Annotated in this window: 16 protein-coding genes; 9 read left to right on the top strand and 7 right to left on the bottom strand. The window is 64.3% G+C overall.

Features of this window, described 5'->3' with window-relative positions; all coding sequences use genetic code 11:
* Positions 1–44: 44 nt before the first annotated feature.
* Entirely contained in the window at positions 45–734 is a 690-nt protein-coding gene (locus tag C9427_RS34120) for a cation efflux transmembrane domain-containing protein (RefSeq protein ID WP_167434391.1), read from the top strand.
* A gap of 88 nt (positions 735–822) precedes the next feature.
* On the opposite strand, the gene C9427_RS17930 is transcribed toward C9427_RS34120, so the two are convergent.
* Together C9427_RS17930 and C9427_RS17935 are read right to left on the bottom strand one after the other, a co-directional pair.
* Positions 823–1539, bottom strand: a complete 717-nt coding sequence (locus C9427_RS17930) for a response regulator (RefSeq protein ID WP_107650468.1) — start codon at positions 1537–1539, stop codon at positions 823–825.
* The gene (locus tag C9427_RS17935) at positions 1536–3701 is read right to left on the bottom strand and encodes a hybrid sensor histidine kinase/response regulator (protein ID WP_167434392.1); all 2166 of its coding nucleotides are present in this window, start codon (positions 3699–3701) and stop codon (positions 1536–1538) included. The genes C9427_RS17930 and C9427_RS17935 overlap by 4 nt, the downstream gene beginning before the upstream one ends.
* A 346-nt stretch (positions 3702–4047) precedes the next feature.
* On the opposite strand from C9427_RS17935, the gene C9427_RS17940 reads away from it, so the two are divergent.
* The 4 genes from C9427_RS17940 (at position 4048) to C9427_RS17955 (ending at position 9269) form a co-directional block, all read left to right on the top strand.
* On the top strand, positions 4048–4749 hold the full coding sequence (locus C9427_RS17940; protein ID WP_107650470.1) for a response regulator transcription factor: 702 nt from the start codon (positions 4048–4050) through the stop codon (positions 4747–4749).
* A gap of 195 nt (positions 4750–4944) precedes the next feature.
* Entirely contained in the window at positions 4945–6441 is a 1497-nt protein-coding gene (locus C9427_RS17945) for an esterase-like activity of phytase family protein (RefSeq protein ID WP_107650471.1), read from the top strand.
* A 113-nt stretch (positions 6442–6554) separates the two neighbouring features.
* Entirely contained in the window at positions 6555–8027 is a 1473-nt protein-coding gene (locus C9427_RS17950; protein WP_107650472.1) for an MATE family efflux transporter, read from the top strand.
* 159 nt (positions 8028–8186) lie between these two features.
* Positions 8187–9269 carry a DUF930 domain-containing protein gene (locus tag C9427_RS17955; protein WP_167434393.1) on the top strand — a complete coding sequence of 361 codons (1083 nt, stop codon included), beginning with the start codon at positions 8187–8189 and terminating at the stop codon, positions 9267–9269.
* Here C9427_RS17955 and C9427_RS17960 read toward each other — a convergent pair.
* On the bottom strand, positions 9266–9547 hold the full coding sequence (locus tag C9427_RS17960; RefSeq protein WP_107650473.1) for a hypothetical protein: 282 nt from the start codon (positions 9545–9547) through the stop codon (positions 9266–9268). The genes C9427_RS17955 and C9427_RS17960 overlap by 4 nt on opposite strands.
* Positions 9548–9679: 132 nt before the next feature.
* Here C9427_RS17960 and C9427_RS17965 point away from each other — a divergent pair, with 132 nt between their 5' ends.
* Positions 9680–10546 carry an SDR family NAD(P)-dependent oxidoreductase gene (locus C9427_RS17965; protein WP_107650474.1) on the top strand — a complete coding sequence of 289 codons (867 nt, stop codon included), beginning with the start codon at positions 9680–9682 and terminating at the stop codon, positions 10544–10546.
* 2 nt (positions 10547–10548) lie between these two features.
* On the opposite strand, the gene C9427_RS17970 is transcribed toward C9427_RS17965, so the two are convergent.
* The 3 genes from C9427_RS17970 to C9427_RS17980 all read right to left on the bottom strand — a co-directional run bounded on the left by C9427_RS17970 (position 10549) and on the right by C9427_RS17980 (position 12319).
* Positions 10549–10974: a low affinity iron permease family protein gene (locus tag C9427_RS17970; RefSeq protein WP_107650475.1), complete on the bottom strand. Its 426-nt coding sequence runs from the start codon at positions 10972–10974 to the stop codon at positions 10549–10551.
* A gap of 101 nt (positions 10975–11075) precedes the next feature.
* Positions 11076–11717: a DapH/DapD/GlmU-related protein gene (locus C9427_RS17975; protein ID WP_107650476.1), complete on the bottom strand. Its 642-nt coding sequence runs from the start codon at positions 11715–11717 to the stop codon at positions 11076–11078.
* Between the two features lie 110 nt (positions 11718–11827).
* A complete protein-coding gene (locus tag C9427_RS17980) occupies positions 11828–12319 on the bottom strand; it encodes a CreA family protein (protein WP_425351660.1) in 492 nt (163 codons plus the stop codon).
* A 204-nt stretch (positions 12320–12523) separates the two neighbouring features.
* On the opposite strand from C9427_RS17980, the gene C9427_RS17985 reads away from it, so the two are divergent.
* Together C9427_RS17985 and C9427_RS17990 are read left to right on the top strand one after the other, a co-directional pair.
* A complete protein-coding gene (locus tag C9427_RS17985; protein WP_107650478.1) occupies positions 12524–13102 on the top strand; it encodes an SCO family protein in 579 nt (192 codons plus the stop codon).
* An 8-nt stretch (positions 13103–13110) separates the two neighbouring features.
* Positions 13111–13983, top strand: a complete 873-nt coding sequence (locus C9427_RS17990; RefSeq protein ID WP_107650479.1) for a 50S ribosomal protein L11 methyltransferase — start codon at positions 13111–13113, stop codon at positions 13981–13983.
* Between the two features lie 20 nt (positions 13984–14003).
* On the opposite strand, the gene C9427_RS17995 is transcribed toward C9427_RS17990, so the two are convergent.
* A complete protein-coding gene (locus C9427_RS17995; RefSeq protein ID WP_097575421.1) occupies positions 14004–14189 on the bottom strand; it encodes a hypothetical protein in 186 nt (61 codons plus the stop codon).
* Positions 14190–14404: 215 nt separating this feature from the next.
* On the opposite strand from C9427_RS17995, the gene C9427_RS18000 reads away from it, so the two are divergent.
* Positions 14405–16249 carry an aminopeptidase P family protein gene (locus tag C9427_RS18000; RefSeq protein ID WP_107650480.1) on the top strand — a complete coding sequence of 615 codons (1845 nt, stop codon included), beginning with the start codon at positions 14405–14407 and terminating at the stop codon, positions 16247–16249.
* Positions 16250–16265 lie beyond the last annotated feature (16 nt).

Below are 16265 nucleotides of genomic sequence, written 5' to 3' on the forward strand. Positions count from 1 at the left end.
ATCCCTGCCGCATCGATGACGCCAGAACGAGGAGATTTCTGGCGATGCAAGCTCTGCGAAAAACCAATGACGGATCGGATGGCGCGGCTGCCCGGACGGCTCGTCTGGCGGTGCTGGCGGGCACTCCCGGCCTGCTTCTGACGGCCTATGCGGCGGCAACGTCCACCTCCTTGACCATCCGCGCCGATCTCGCGCTGACGCTGATGGACATGCTGGTTCTGGTCTCCGTCCTGCTTGTGACTGGCGGCGGCAGGAAACCGGGCATGAACAAGCGCCGGGCAGCCTTGGCCGAAACGTTCGTCAACGCGCTCGCCGCCGTCGGCATGTGCCTTTCCATGGCTGTCGTCGCGGGCGTCGCCATCCAGCGCATCGCCGTCGGCGGTGTCGAGCCCCACGGTCCCGGCGTCGTTCTCGCCCTGGGCCTGAACGTGGCCTACGCGCTGGTCAATTTCTGGATCCTGCGTCGCTGGAAGGCCCGCAACATCGCTGCCCCCTCCGCGCTGGCGCGCGCGCAGATCTGCCTGTTCTCGGACAAGTTCTCGTCGAACCTGCTGATCGCCGCCTCGCTTGCAACAGCCATGGTCTGGCATGGCGCCGTCATTGCCCGCTTCATCGATCCGGTCGCCGGACTGCTGATCGCGACGATGACAGCGCGCTGGACCATCCCCGTGGTGCGCGATGCCGTTCGAAGCCTGCGACGGCAGTTCCGCAGGGCGCGCAAACCGGTTGTGTGAGAACAAGGGACCGCCTTGATCCATCCCGGCCGTAGGCCAGTCGTCAAGCCGCTTCTCCCAGCGACCTCTTCTTCCGGCAGCCCCGTTTCTAGCGATGCCCGGCGGCGTCGTGAGCCGGCTCGTAAAAATAACCTTCGCCGCGCACCGTCACCAGCACCGCCGGAGCATCGGGTTCGGTTTCGAACTTCTTGCGCAGACGGGTGATGCGGATATCGATGCTTCGGTCGCCCGGCTCGAGATCCCTGTTGTGCGCGAGTCTGCAAAGCTGGTCGCGCGACAATATCTGCCGGGGATGGCGCGCGAACACGCATAGCAGGTCGAATTCCATGGATGTCAGTTGCACATCGGCGCCATCCGGATCGACCATCGTGCGGCCGGCCATATCGAGCACGCAGCGGCCGAAACGGACGCGGCTTGCCGGCGTCCGCTCTTCCTCGCCCAGACGCCGGATGACGCTCCTGACCCGCGCCAGCAATTCGCGCGGTTCGAACGGCTTTGCCATGTAGTCGTCCGCCCCGGCGGCGAGACCTTCAAGGCGATGCGGCAGGTCGCCGACAGCGGTCAGCATCAGGATGCCGGCGGCGCGGCTCCGCCTAGCGATTTCGCGGGCGAGATCGTAGCCGCTTTCGCCGATGAGATTGACGTCGAGAATGACGAGGTCGGGGCCGAAGCGGTCAAGCTCGATATTCATGCTCGCGCCATCCGCAACGGCCCGAACGTCGAAGCCATGCATCGGCAGGTAGTCGCACAGCATCTCGCGCAAGGACGCTTCGTCGTCGACGATGAGCAGTTTCTGTCTTGTCACGCTTCGGCCTCTTCCATTGCGCTGGTCTCCATCGCCCTCAGCCGCTCCGTCACCAGCCTACGAAAGGTTTGCGGATCGAGCGGCTTTTCGATCACCGGCGCCCCCGTCTCGCCGATGAAGCGGTCGATCTCGGGCGCCAGCGTGTCGCCGGTCACGAACAGCAATCGGCGGGTGAGCCCGGGGCGCAGTTCTTCCAGCGCGCGATAGAGCCCGGGGCCGTCGAGGCCGGGCATGCGTATGTCGCTGATCAGGAGGTCGATCCCATCCTCGCGCACGGCTTTGAGCGCGGCATTCGCGTCGTCGGCGATGGTGACGTCGTGACCGTCGCGGCGCAGCATCTCGGCGATCATCGAGGCAATGTCGGCATCGTCGTCGACCACCAGGATGCGCGCGGCCGCCGGCGCCTGCGGCATCCTTCCGGCGGTCTCGGGCACTGGAACCGTCTCGGCCTTGCCGCTCGGAAGCCGGACCGTGAACCGCGCGCCGCCGCCCTCCGCCGTATCCAGTTCTATGCTGCCGTCATGGGCGCTCACGATGCCCTGGCAGACCGACAATCCGACCCCGGTGCCTTCGCCGGCCAGCTTCGTGGTGTAGAACGGCTCGAAGGCGCGCGCGCGGACCGCTTCCGTCATGCCTGGACCATTGTCGGCGACAAGGATCTCGACGACATCGTCTTCCCCGGTGGTGACGATGGTCAGCCGCCGCGGGTGCGGAACCTGCAGCAAGGCCTGCTGGGCATTCACCACCAGATTGGTGATCACCTGATGCAGCTGGTCCCTGTCGCCCCAGATGTTGGCAAGCGGCTCCTCCAGTTCGGTGCGGATTTCGACCCCTGCCGACCGCAAGCCGTAGGCGGCAAGCTCCAGCGAAGCGGTGACGACTTCATTGATGTCGACGGCGCCCCTGGTCGGCGGCTTCTTGCGCGCCATCGCCAGAAACGTCCGCACGATCCGCGAGCATCGCTCGGCCGCCGCGTGGATCTTGTCGGCGCGCCCCACGGTCGCGCTGTCCGTCGAGAATTCCTTCAGCATCGAACTGTAGCCGATGACGACGGAAAGCGGATTGTTGAGCTCATGCGCCACGCCGGCCAGCAGCGAGCCCAGCGCGGAGAGCTTTTCCGACTGGTATAATGTCTCGCGCTGGCGCGCGATCTCGGCCTCGGCCTCGCGCTGGCGGGTAATGTCGGTGACGGCAGCAAGCATGGCCGAACGGCCGCCTCGCGTGATGAGGCGCGCCGAAACCAGCGTATCGATTCTTGATCCCTGCATGGTGGTCATGCCGGCCTCGAATGCGTCGACGATGCCGTCCTTCAGCAAAAGCCGCAGGAGATCGTCTCGCCTGGCGCGATCTTCCCAGGTCGATATTGCTTCCGCGCCGATCTGGCCGACCTCGACTCCCAGCGTTTTGCGCGCCGGTTCGTTGACGAACAGGATTTCGGGCCCTTCGATGGCCGAGATGATGATTGGCAGCGGGACGCCTTCGGCGATGGCGCGAAATTGCGCCTCCCTCTCTCCCGAAAGTTTCTCGGCCTCGAACCGCGCCTGCTCGGCCAGGACGCGGTCGGAAATGTCGCGGCCGACCGACTGCACTTCGACAAGGCGCCCTTCACCGTCGAATATGCCATGGTCGTTCCAGGCGAGCCATCGGCGCGTGCCGTCGGGCATCGCATTGAGAAGTTCCATGCCGGCATCAGGCGCTTCGGGAGTCAGGCGGCCAAGATGCTCGATAAACCGGCGCCGTTCGTCGGGCGGCAGCACGTCGAGTTCGCACCATGATGGGTCCAGCAGCTCTTCGCGGGTCATCTTGCATGCCCGGCAATAGGCATCGTTGACGAAGCTCAAATAGCCGTCCGGCGACATGCGGACCACGAATTCGGTCTGCAGTTCGACCACGCTGCGGTAACGCTGCTCGCTTTCCTCCAGCGCTTGTCGGGCACGACCTTGTTCGGCGGCATCGCTGCCGAGCGCGTGGAGGGTCGCCGTACGCCCGAATTCGCGCTGCAATATCCTGTGCACGGCGAAGAGGAAGACCAGCAGGCCGGCCAGGATGATCGCGTAGGGAAGAGGTGAAGCTTGCCCACTATGGAACTGATACAGGCCAAGGCCGGCGACAAGCAATATGAGAGGCAGGGCGGCCATCGCCAGCGCGTAACGCCGGGACAAGGACTGATTCCAGGAGGTCGGCAAGGCGAGATCTCCCAACAGACGGATGCTCCGTCGCCACGGTTCTGTTCCCGTGCGGGTCAGTGGACTGGTCGGCCCTCGGCCTGTCAAGTCGGCCATTGCCAAGCGCTCTCGGCAATGCGTTGCCCGGCCGTTTGTTGGATACACAACGGCACGGACGTTTCACAACGATGTCGCCATGACGGCCCCAGACCGCTTTCCTCGACCTCCATTGTTTCAATTGTGTCGAACCGACCCGAAATCGCAGGCACGAGGGCCGGCCCTGCGGTTGACCCGCGGCGAATGCCCTGTACTTTGGCGCCGTCGCTCGCCGCGGGGGAAACGCATGGCCGACATCATTGTCGTGGACGACGAGACCGACGTGGCGTTCATGATCGCCGACTATCTGCAGGCGAAAGGCTATCAGATACGTACAGCATCCGGCGGCGCCGAACTGCGCGAAGCCATCGCGGCGGCGAAAGCCGATCTTGTCGTTCTCGATCTCAACATGCCGGGCGAGAACGGCTTCAGCCTGGCTCGCTGGCTGCGCGAGCATCACGACACCGGCATTCTGATGCTGACGGGTGCCGATTCGGTCTTCGACAAGGTGGCCGGCCTCGAAGTCGGCGCCGACGACTATCTCGCAAAACCCTTTGCTCCGGTCGAGTTGGAAGCGCGGATCGCCGCGGTGCTGCGCAGACGCAGGCCAAAGGCGGCTAACAATGGCAGCCTGCTGCCCACCGGGCATTTCGCCTTCGGAACTTATGTGTTCGATGCGGACGGGCGAGACCTCACCGATGCCGATGGGATGACAATATCGCTGACGCCGATGGAACTTGATCTGGTGGCGGCTTTCGCCACCCGGCCCGGTCAGGTCATCGGCCGCGACGAACTGCTCGACCTTGCGCCGCCAAGGGGCGACGAACCCTTTGACCGCAGCATCGACAGCCGCATCACCCGGCTGCGCCGCCGGCTCGAGAAAGATCCGGCCAAGCCGGAGCTGATCAAGACGATCCGCGGGGCGGGATATCTGCACCCGAGAGGGTGACGGCATCCGCCGGCCGAGACCGGAAGGACGCCGAGGCCTCGTCCCATCAGCCGCATAGAAACAAGCGCCTCCTGTCACGCAAGTATCATGTTTGCGTCCTAGACCGCTCAATGGAAAGGCGCGGGCGGCATCATCGATGCGACGCCCTCCAGGGTTGCGCCCGCTCCGGCACGCGTCGTCACAAAAGGGATACCCATGAAAAATCTGTACCGAACCGCTTCGCTCGGCGTCGCGCTGGCTTTGTTCTCCGCCCTCGCCCCAGCGCTCTTGACGCCGGCGCTCGCCGACGGCACCGCGTATGTCAACAAGGGGCTGGTCGGCGTCGGCCGCATTCCGGCCAGCCAGAAGGACAAGTTCGGCGAAACCTTCGGCTCCGGTTCCGGCATGTCGATCGACGTCAAGGGCTGGACGCATGACGCGACCGGCTACAAGGGTTCGCTCTGGCTGCTGCCGGATCGCGGCTATAACGTCGTCGGCACCACCGACTATCGGCCGCGCCTCAACACCATCACCATCGAGCTTGCGCCGGTAGCACCGGGCGCAGCGCCCGCCGCCGGACAGGAACAGTCGGGCGTCAAGGCGACGCTCGCCGACACCATGCTTTTGACCGACGACAAGAATGCCGACACGACCGGCCTCGACCCGCTCAACGGTTCGCGCGCAGCAAGCGACGACATGCCGATGCTGCCGCAGGCCGGCAATGGCAAGCTGGCGCTCGACAACGAAGCGATCGCGCGGCTGCCCGACGGCACCATGTTCATCTCCGACGAATACGGCCCAAACATCTACCGTTTCTCGGCCGACGGCCATCTGATGTCGGCCACGCAGCCGCCGGCGGCGCTGGTGCCGATGCGCCATGGCAAGCCGAACTTCGCCTCGGACAATCCGGGCCCCGGTGCCGCCGAACCCGATCCGAAGAATCCCGAGACCGGCCGCCAGAACAATCAGGGCCTCGAAGGCATGGGGCTGACGCCGGACGGCAAGTTCCTGATCGCAGTGCTGCAGTCGGCGCCAAGGCAGGATGGTGGCGATTCGCCGGCGACGCGCCAGGATACGCGCGCGCTGGTCTACGACGCCTCCGATCCCGCTCACCTGAAGCTGGCGCATGAATATGTCGTGCCGCTGCCGGTGTTCAAGGATGCCAAGGACAAGACCAAGGTTGCGGCGCAGAGCGAAATCGTCGCGCTGTCGGACAAGACCTTCCTGATGCTGGCGCGCGACAGCGGCAACGGCCAGGGCTTGAAGGGCGACGCCTCGCTCTATCGCAAGATCGACATCGTCGACCTCTCCGCCGCCACCGACATCGCCGGCGGCGCCTTCGACGCCGCCGACAAGCCGGTGGCGCCCAAGGGCGTGCTCGACCCGTCGGTGACGCCGGCCAAGCTGACGCCGTTCATCGACCTCAACGACAAGGCCGAGCTTGGCCGCTTCGGCCTGCACAATGGCAAGCCGAATGACAAGGATAACCTCTCGGAGAAATGGGAAGCTATGTCGCTGGTCAGCGTGCTCGACCCGAAACTGCCCGACGACTATTTCCTGTTCGTCGCCAACGATAACGACTTCATGACCCAGGACGGTTTCCAGGTCGGCGCGCCCTACAAGGCCGAGGACGGCGCCGATGTCGACACCATGTTCCTGGTCTATCAGGTCACGCTGCCCGGCCTTTCGGGAAACAGCCTCGCCGCGAACTAGCCCATTCGACCGGGTGTCCCTTGGCACCCGGCCCGGAAAGGGGTGCATGGGAATCAGGCCTGCGATATCATCGCGGGCCTGATTCAGTTGAGCCTTTTGCCGAGCTGCCCGCCATGGACGAGAAGATGCCCGCGCGCCGCCGCACCGGCGACCTGACCAGCGGCCCGATCCCACGCACGCTTCTGCTCTTCGCCCTGCCGGTGCTCGGCGCCAACGTGCTGCAATCGCTGAACGGATCGATCAATGCCGTCTGGGTCGGCCGCTTCCTCGGTGAATCGGCGCTGACGGCGACCTCCAACGCCAACCTCGTGCTGTTCCTCATCCTCGGCACGGTGTTCGGCATCGGCATGGCGGCCACCATCCTGGTCGCGCAATCGGTCGGCGCCCGCGACCTGCCGGAGGCCCGGCGCATCGTCGGCACCAGCGCCACCTTCTTCTTCGCCGTCTCGGTGCTGTTCGCGGTCTGCGGCTGGATCTGGGTCGACGTCATTCTCAATGCGCTCGGCACGCCGGCCGACGCGCTGCCGCTCGCCCGCTCCTATCTGCGCATCATCTTCGTCGCGGTGCCGATGATGAACCTGCTCTCCTTCGTCATGACGGTGCTGCGCGGCGCCGGCGATTCACGCACGCCGTTTTTCTTCATGGCGCTGGCCGTCGTGCTCGACATCGTCTTGAACCCGCTGCTCATCCGCGGCATCGGCCCGTTCCCCGAGCTCGGCATCGCCGGATCGGCCACCGCAACGCTGATCGGCCAGACGGTGAGCGTCATTGCCATCCTCGTCGTGCTCTATGCACGCAAGCACCCGCTGCGGCTGGCCGGCGCCAACCTCGCCCTGCTGCGGCCGGACCCGGCGCTGTTGCGCATCGTCGTCTTCAAGGGCGTGCCGATGGGCCTGCAGATGATCGTCATCTCGGTCGCTGCGCTGACGGTGATGGGCATGGTCAACTCCTATGGCTCGCAGGTCGCGGCTGCCTACGGCATCGCGGCCCAGCTCTGGACCTATATCCAGATGCCGGCGCTGGCGATCGGCGCAGCGGTCTCCTCGATGGCGGCGCAGAATGTCGGCGCCGGCCGCTGGGACCGGATCGGCCACATCGCCATGTCAGGCGTCGGCTTCAACCTGGTGCTGACCGGCGCGCTGGTCGCGCTGCTTTTCGTCTTCGACCGCCCAGTGCTCGGCCTGTTCCTCAGCAGCGACAGCGCGGCCATCGATATCGCCGCCCACATCAACAATGTCGCGTCCTGGTCCTTCATCCTGTTCGGCGTCACCATCGTGCTCTTCGCCACCGTGCGCGCCACCGGCGCGGTGATGCCGCCGCTGATCATCCTGGTGATTTCGGTGCTGATCGTGCGCACCGGCTTTGCCTACTTCGTCAGGAGCGTGATCGGCGAGGAAGCGCTGTGGTGGAGCTTTCCCGCCGGTTCGATCGCCTCGCTCCTGCTCGCCGCCGCCTATTATCGCTTCGGCCGCTGGCGCACCATGCACATGATCGAGGACAGGCCGGCGGCCGGCGAGCCGCCTGACACCGGCCTCGGCGTGCCGCGCCAGCGCGCGCATCTGTCGCCGGAAACGCCGAACGGGTGAAGAGGCTGGCTCACCGCGCGTATTTCGCGCCGAACCCCGCGCCACCAGGGAAAAGACCGTGATCATCACGGCAAAGGCCACCTGTCCAGCGGCAGCTAAATCGTGCCACTTCCACGCTCATGCTTGATGCCGCCGCTATTTCGCTCCACATCGGTCTAGATGAAGGACGAGACACGAGTGCGGCGTCGGAATTTATTGTGGGGCTTGCCCGCATCGCTGATCCTGCATGCGCTCATCGCAGCTCTCCTGGTCTATGGCCTGCCGACGCCTCCCCAACAGCCGCAGGAGCAGCAACCGATAAATGTCGCGCTCGTACCTCCGCCCGATCAGCCAAAGCCGAAACCTGCTGCCCCGAAGGCTCCCAAAGTCGAAAAACCGCCCGAGCAGAAGGTTGAAAAGCCGCCTGCGCCGGAAAAGCAGCCGCGCAAGCCGTCGCCAATCGAGATCCTGAAGCCTGTTTTTCAGTTCGGCGAGAAGGATACCGGCCCCAGGAAATCCCTGGATGGGAGCAGCCCTCAAGATAACTCGCCGTCGCCGGCCAAGGATGACGAACCGAAGGAGCAGGTTGATTCAGCCAAGGTCGGCGACAACCCGGCAATCGCAGCGAAGGACGCAGAGCCCGCACAGCAGAAGCAGGCACCATCAGCCCAGGACGTAGACAAACAGGAGGCAGACAGAGAAGATGTGGGAACGCACACCGACAAGCAAACAGCGGCGGCACCAACGCCGTTGGCTGCTGCCGGCAGCGACGGTGAGATCGAGCTTCCCACGTCAGCCGAAGCGCCCCGGCCCAGACCCGCGCCGAAACTCGGCTCGGCAAAGGTCGCGAAGCCCGGAAACGCGAGCCCCGGGAGGCCAAGCTCCACGAAAGCACGCAACTATGCGGGTCTTCCGGGCGTTCGCAGGCTCTACTCGCAAAAAGCTACCGGCGATGTGCTGGCTACGACCTCGATCGCCGGAATGCCTCGCGGCCAGCGAGCTGCCAGACTTTGCGCCAGCGCGTTGCAGCAACAATTACAGGAGGCCTCTTATTTTCCTGACCTGGTGCCACTTGTTCCGCTGAAGGTGGGCAATGTCCTCGATGTCCCGCAGGCTGCTTTCCACGCAGCTGCAACATGGTATCGTCTGAGCTTCCGGTGCGAGGTCGATACCGATGCGACGAGAGTCTTGTCCTTTACCTCCCGTGTCGGACCTACGATCCCGCCCGACGAATGGGCCGGACTTGGACTACCTGTTCGCTAGCCGCGCATCGCCTTCAGCTTCTCCGCCACGGAGGCCGCAAGATCGGCATAGCGCTCCTCCAACCGTTCGGCGGCCTTGATCACGGAGAAATCATGGCCGAATTTCTCCAGCGCCATGCGCAGCTTCTCGACGAATTCCGCTTGTTTTTCGAGTGCCGAAAACAGCGTCTTAACTTGCGCCTCGGTGATATCGGGATTGGCCAGCATCTGCGCCACTTCGCGGCCCATCTGGTCGCCGGTGGCGGTCTGCTCTTTCAGGATCTCGATCCAGTCGGTCAATCGGCAAATCTCCTCTTTCGCCGGCAACATGCGCAGCGCTTGCCGATGTGGTCAACCCGAAGACGCCAAGAGAAGCTTGCCTGAGCCGCATCCCACGCTAAGTTCGGCGCTACCTCGAACAAGGAAAGAGCCATGACCACCGACGCCGAAATCCAGACCGCCTTGCCCGCTCTCGCTTCCGGCAATGTCGCCGTCATCACCGGCGGCGCCAGCGGCATCGGCCTTGCCGCGGCCAGGCGGCTGGCGTCGCTGGGCATGAAGATCGTATTGGCCGATATCGGCGGCGCGCGTCTCGACGAAGCCGGTCGCGCCGTCGCCGCGATCAGTGGCGATGACGCCGTGCTTGCAGTCCCGACCGACGTCTCCAAGGCGGATGACGTCGACCGGCTGGCGCAAAAGGCGTTCGGCGCCTTCGGTGATGTGGCGCTGCTGATGAACAATGCCGGCGTCGGCAACAATCCCGGCAAACCCTGGGAGAACCGCGATGCCTGGAAGCGGTTGCTGGACATCAATTTCTGGGGCGTCGTCCATGGCGTCGAGGCCTTCGCGCCGCGCATGCTGGCGACCGGCAGACCAGGCCTGATCGTCAACACCGGCTCCAAGCAAGGCATCACCACGCCGCCCGGGAACCTTGCCTACAACGTCTCCAAATCGGCCCTGAAGACCTTCACCGAAGGGCTGGCGCATGCGCTGCGCAACGAGCCGGGCGCGCATCTGTCTGCGCATCTGCTCATCCCGGGCTTCACCTACACGGGCCTGACCGAAGGCGCGACGCAAAAGCCGGCCGGCGCCTGGACCGGCGAGCAGGTCATCGACTTCATGCTGGCATCGCTGATGCGTGGCGATTTCTACATACTGTGCCCGGACAATGAGGCGACGCGGCCCATGGACGAAAAGCGCATGGCCTGGGCGATCGGCGACATCATCGAGAACCGCCCTGCTCTGTCGCGCTGGCATCCGGATCACAAGGACGCTTTCGCGGCGTTCATGAAGCGCTGAAATCAGGCAGCCTGCTTTTTCGCGCCGCGCTTTTGCGCCACGGTCTTCTTGGCCATCTCGGCGATCTCCCGATCATGCCGTTTTGCCGCGCGTTCGCATTTGTCGCGAATCTCCTCGACCTCGGTTTCGGTCAAATGCTCAATGCCGATGAAGTGATTGTGACCTTCGCTGACCCGGATCAGCTCGTCGAGCTTCGCCTGAATCGCCGCACCATCGCGGTTCTGGGTGTTCTGGATGAGGAACACCATCAGGAAGGTTATGATCGTGGTGCCGGTGTTGATGATGAGCTGCCAGGTGTCCGAAAAACCGAAAATCGGCCCGGTTACCGCCCAGACCACAACGATCAGGCAGCACATGGCAAATGTCAGCGGCATGCCGGAAAGATGGGCGACCTTGTTGGCGATCCTGGTGAAAAGCTTCTCGAACATCTGAACTCCCTCGATGGCAGGGAGAAACAACCGGCGGCGGGTCAGGGTTCCCAGCGAGAGGAGTATTTTGCGATCGCGACCGGGCACGCGCCTGAACGAGGTCAGGACGCGGCGTCTTCCCAGCGGTCGAGGAAGGTTTCGATCGGCAGCGCCTGCATGTCGGGGATTGCCCTGGCGAGTTTTTCGACTGGCCAGTCCCACCAGCCAAGATTTTCGATACGTGCGGCGATATCGCTGGTGAAACGCTGGCGCAGCGGGCCGGCCGGAACGCCGGCGACGATGGCATAGGGCGGCACGTCGCGCGTCACCACGGCATTGGCGCCGACGATCGCGCCATTGCCGATGGTCACATCAGGCAGGATGACCGCGCCGTGGCCGATCCAGACATCGTGGCCGATGCTGACGGACTTGGCTCGCCGCCGCTCCCGGAAAGTCGCATCGACGCCCAGCCAGCGGAAATATTCGTTCGGCCGGTAGCTGACCTTGTGCTGCGTCAGCCGCTCGATCGGATGCTCCAGCGCGTTGATGCGGCTGTTGGCGGCGATCGAACAGAACTTGCCGATCGTGGTGTAGATCGCCTCGGCATGGCGCTCGAAATAGGAGAAATCGCCGACCGTTACCTCGCGCAGGATAACGCGCTCGCCGATCGAGGCATAGCGCCCGAGCTTGCACGCCTTCAATTCCGCGGTCGGGTGGATGCGCGGCTCGGGATCTTTCGGGACAAGGTTTTCGGGACGATCCATCCGGCGGCTTTACGCCCGCGCAATTGCTCCTGCAAGGCGGGAGCAATTGTCGCGTCGCCTATTGGTCCCGCAAGCGGGACCAATCGTCCGTCAGCTGTTGCCTGAGTCCACTACGGCTTGCCCTTGGTCCACACCACGTTCTGGCCGTAGAGCGGCACCGTGGTGAGCGACATCTTCGCCGACCCGTCCTGCACCTGGCGCGAATGCGATAGATAGATCAGCGTCTCGTTGGCCTTGTCGTAGATGCGGTTCACCACCTGCTTCTTCCAGATCAGGCTGATGCCTTGCTTGAACACCTCCTCGCCGGCCTCGCTCATGTCGATGTCGCCGATGGTGATCGGCCCGGTCTGGCGGCAGGAGATCGAGGAATCGGAAGGATCCTCGAACCAGTTGCCCTTCTGCAGGCGGTCGATGACGCCGCGGTCGAAATACGAGACGTGGCAGGTCACGCCTTCTACCTTCGGATCCTTGATCGCCTCGATGATGATGTCATTGCCGAGCCAGTCGACGCCGACCTTGCCGACCTCCTGGGCGACGGCCGCGCCAGCGCCGATGACCAGACATACGGCCAAAGCGCCGCCAATCAGTTTTCGCCCAATCAATCCTGGCAACGGGAGCCTCCTGCGGTTCGAGTTTTGCCGGTCTCAAGTGGGGCGAAGGACGGCACTTTGCAAGCTGGATCGTGCGTGCGGACCGCCAGTTGCGGCAACGCGACATCTTTGCGTGCGCAGGATCAAACAGTTAAGAGTGTTCGCCAAATGGTGCCGATCCCGTGCGCCCGATGAAAATCACGACGGACATAACAGATGATGCGTTCAATTCTGGTCGGCATTCTCGTCCTGATGGCGGCAGGCATCGGCTGGCTGACCTTCGACTGGTACCGCGGCCACTATGGCGGCGAGCCCTATGGCGCACCCTTCGCGCTGGTCGACCAGAAGGGTGCTCCGATTACCGAGGCCGCGCTTCGCGGCCACCCCAGCGTCGTCTTCTTCGGCTTCACCCACTGCCCGGAGGTTTGCCCGACCACGCTTTTCGAGCTGGCCGGCTGGCTGAAGACGATGGGCGACAGCGGCAAGGATCTGCGTGCCTATTTCGTCTCCGTCGATCCCGAGCGCGATACGCCCGCGATCATGAACACCTATGTCAGCAATTTTTCCGACCGCATCACCGGCATTTCGGGCGATCCGGACAAGGTGCATGCCATGGCCAAGGCCTTCGGCATCTACTGGAAGAAGGTCGACACCGGCGACGGCGACTACACGATGGACCACACCGCCTCGGTGCTGCTGCTCAACGCCAAGGGGGAGTTTGCCGGCACCATCGCCTATGGCGAAAGCGCCGAGACCGCCATCGCCAAGCTCAAGCGCCTGGCTGCGGAAGGCTGAAATTCCTTATGACCCAGACGCGGCTTTACTTCACGGTCGGCAAGATCGAGGCCGATCGTATCTTCGCGGCCCTGGGAGCGGCCTTCGAGGATGACGGCCTGCCGATTGCCGTGCTGGAGGTCGACGAAGACCGTGACATCCACGAAGTGTCGCTCTATGCCGACGGCGATGTCGACGCGGCGGAAGCGCGGGTAAAGGGCATTCTGGCCGACCTTTCGCTATCGAGGCCGATCGTGCGCGAGGCGCTGCCCGATATCGACTGGGTGGCGCGCTCGCTGGAAGGGCTGAAGCCGGTGCGTGCCGGCCGTTTCTTCGTCCATGGCGCGCATGACCGCGAAAAACGCCGCAGCGGTGAACTCGCCATCGAGATCGAGGCGGGGCTGGCCTTCGGCACCGGCCATCACGGCACCACCGCCGGCTGCCTCGAAACGCTGGAACAGGTCGTGCGGCGCGAGCAGCCGCGCAATGCGCTCGACCTCGGCACCGGCAGCGCCGTGCTGGCCATTGCCGTGGCCAGGCTTGCGCATATCCCGGTGCTGGCCACCGACATCGACCCGGTCGCCGTCAAGGTGGCCGCCGCCAATGCCCGTCTCAACCACGTCAAGGCGTTGGTCGAAACGGTCACGGCGCCGGGTTTTCACCATCCGATCTTTGCCGCGCGCGCGCCCTTCGACCTCATCGTCGCCAACATATTGGCGCGGCCCCTGATGCGGCTGGCGCCCGAAATGGCCGGGCATATCGCGCTCGGCGGCTCGATCGTGCTGTCAGGCATCCTCGACCGGCAACGCGACGCGGTGATTGCGGCCTATGTCGGCCAGCAGTTCCGCCATGTCAGGACCGTGCACCGCGAGGGCTGGGTGACGATCCATCTCAAGCGGTGAGCGTCAACCCGCAAAATCGCTCAGACGTAGGGGGAGTTTGCGGCCTTCCTCAGGTCTTCGCGATCATAGCCGTGCGCCTTCAACGTTTCGTCGTCGAGGTAGAGCAGCACACCGCTCACATATCGGTTCGCTTCGCGCTGGCGGGCTTCTATCAGCGCGTTCATGGCGTTTCTGAAAAATCCGCGTCTGGCTGGAATCGTGGGCATGACAGTCTCCTTTGCGGGACAACAGGGACACATTCCTCCACAGTTGAAAGGTAAGCTTTGCTGACCTGTCTGGGAATCGCCTATTCCGCATAGCCTCCATGCGAAAAAGCGACCTCCCCCTGATTCCCGCCAAGCCGGTGGGCGACGCAATAAAGTCGATTCCGATTTTCGGAGCCATGCGCTAGGTTGCGGCAAGCATCCGAGGAGAGGCCACCATGTTCCAGACCTTTGATTCCGCTGGCGATCCCGCCGTCGGCAAGCCGCGTGTGGCTCTGCTGCGCCAATGGCTGGCGGCCAACGGGCTGGACGGTTTCATCGTGCCCCGCGCCGACGAGCATCAGGGCGAATATGTCGCCGACCGTTCGGCGCGGCTGAAATGGCTGACCGGTTTCAGCGGCTCGGCCGGAATCGCCATCGTGCTTGGCGAGCGCGCCTCCATGTTCGTCGATGGGCGCTACACGCTGCAGGTGCGCCAGGAGGTCGATCTCGACATCTTTGCGATCGAGAGCCTGGTCGATAACCCGCCTGCCATCTGGATCAAGGACAATCTCGGCAAGGGCCTGCGGCTCGGCTTCGATCCGTGGCTGCAGACGATCGGCGACGTCAAGGCGCTGAAAGCCTCGGCCGAGAAATCGGGCGTCGTATTGGTGCCGCTGGAGAAGAATCCGATCGACGCCATCTGGAAGGACCAGCCCGAACCGCCGCTGGCGCCGGTCGAAATTCATCCGATCGGCTTTGCCGGCGAACTGGGCCGGGACAAGCTGGTGCAACTGGCGTCGGCCATCGGCAAGGACGGCGCCACCCATGCGGTGCTGACCGACCCGTCGTCCATCGCCTGGGCATTCGACATCCGCGGCGGCGACGTGCCGCATACGCCGCTGGCGCTCGGCTTCGCCGTGCTTGCCGCCGACGGCAAGCATCAGCTGTTCATGGACCAGCGCAAATTCTCCCGGACGGTGGCCGCTTATCTGACCCAACTCGCCGATCTGCACGAACCCGGCGAATTCGAAGCGGCTGTCGCGGCGCTCGCCAAGGGCGGCGCCAGGATAGCGCTCGACCCGGTGCTGGCGGCCGAAAAACTCCGCATGCTGGTCGAAGACAATGGCGGCACCGTCATTGCAGCGCCCGACCCCGCCCGCATTCCACGCGCCACTAAGAACCAGGCCGAGATCAGCGGCGCGCGCGCCGCCCATCGCCGCGATGGCGCCGCCATTGCCAGGCTGCTCTGCTGGCTCGACCGCCAGAAGCCCGGAAAGCTCGACGAGATCGCTGTCGTCACCAAACTCGAGGAGTGGCGCCGCAGCACCGGCGAGGAAACGCAGATGCCGCTGCGCGACCTGTCCTTCGACACCATATCGGGCGCCGGTCCGAACGGCGCCATCATGCACTATCGCGTTTCGCGCGCCACCAACCGCAAACTCAAGTCCGGCGAACTGTTCCTGCTCGATTCCGGCGGGCAGTACCAGGACGGCACCACCGACATCACCCGCACCGTGCCGATCGGCCAGCCGACCGAGGAAATGCGCGAGCGCTTCACCCTGGTGCTCAAGGGCATGATCGGCATTTCCATGTTGCGCTTTCCCCCGGGCACGCGCGGCTCCGAAATCGACGCGGTGGCGCGGATGGCGCTATGGCGGCATGGCTGCGATTTCGCCCACGGCACCGGCCATGGCGTCGGCTCCTATCTGGCCGTGCATGAAGGCCCGCAACGCATCGCCAGGACCGGCACCGAAAAGCTGCTCGCCGGCATGATCCTGTCCAACGAGCCCGGCTATTACAAGGAAGGCGCCTACGGCATCCGCATCGAGAACCTCGTCCTGGTGACCCCGGCCGAGGCGATAGAGGGCGGCGACATCGCCATGCACGGTTTCGAGACGCTGACGCTGGCGCCCATCGACGTCAGGCTGGTGCGGTCAGATCTGTTGACGCGCGACGAGCTGCATTGGCTCGATCAATACCACGCGCGCGTGCTCGCCGAGATCGGACCGATGCTCGACGGCGAAACGCTGGCCTGGCTGGAAAAAGCAACCGCCCCGCTGCCGCATGACGCCAAGATCTGATTTTCGAAGAGGCACA

Origin of the sequence: Mesorhizobium helmanticense, from assembly GCF_003034915.1 — a bacterium.
GTDB lineage: Bacteria > Pseudomonadota > Alphaproteobacteria > Rhizobiales > Rhizobiaceae > Mesorhizobium > Mesorhizobium helmanticense.

Excerpts from the sequence above, each read along its gene's own strand:
- C9427_RS17945 (WP_107650471.1), top strand. The coding sequence starts at position 4,945 with ATGAAAAATCTGTACCGAACCGCTTCGCTCGGCGTCGCGCTGGCTTTG.
- C9427_RS17975 (WP_107650476.1), bottom strand. The coding sequence starts at position 11,717 with ATGGATCGTCCCGAAAACCTTGTCCCGAAAGATCCCGAGCCGCGCATC.
- C9427_RS17985 (WP_107650478.1), top strand. The coding sequence starts at position 12,524 with ATGATGCGTTCAATTCTGGTCGGCATTCTCGTCCTGATGGCGGCAGGC.
- C9427_RS17970 (WP_107650475.1), bottom strand. The coding sequence starts at position 10,974 with ATGTTCGAGAAGCTTTTCACCAGGATCGCCAACAAGGTCGCCCATCTT.
- C9427_RS17990 (WP_107650479.1), top strand. The coding sequence starts at position 13,111 with ATGACCCAGACGCGGCTTTACTTCACGGTCGGCAAGATCGAGGCCGAT.
- C9427_RS17950 (WP_107650472.1), top strand. The coding sequence starts at position 6,555 with ATGGACGAGAAGATGCCCGCGCGCCGCCGCACCGGCGACCTGACCAGC.
- C9427_RS18000 (WP_107650480.1), top strand. The coding sequence starts at position 14,405 with ATGTTCCAGACCTTTGATTCCGCTGGCGATCCCGCCGTCGGCAAGCCG.
- C9427_RS34120 (WP_167434391.1), top strand. The coding sequence starts at position 45 with ATGCAAGCTCTGCGAAAAACCAATGACGGATCGGATGGCGCGGCTGCC.
- C9427_RS17995 (WP_097575421.1), bottom strand. The coding sequence starts at position 14,189 with ATGCCCACGATTCCAGCCAGACGCGGATTTTTCAGAAACGCCATGAAC.
- C9427_RS17940 (WP_107650470.1), top strand. The coding sequence starts at position 4,048 with ATGGCCGACATCATTGTCGTGGACGACGAGACCGACGTGGCGTTCATG.
- C9427_RS17965 (WP_107650474.1), top strand. The coding sequence starts at position 9,680 with ATGACCACCGACGCCGAAATCCAGACCGCCTTGCCCGCTCTCGCTTCC.
- C9427_RS17955 (WP_167434393.1), top strand. The coding sequence starts at position 8,187 with ATGAAGGACGAGACACGAGTGCGGCGTCGGAATTTATTGTGGGGCTTG.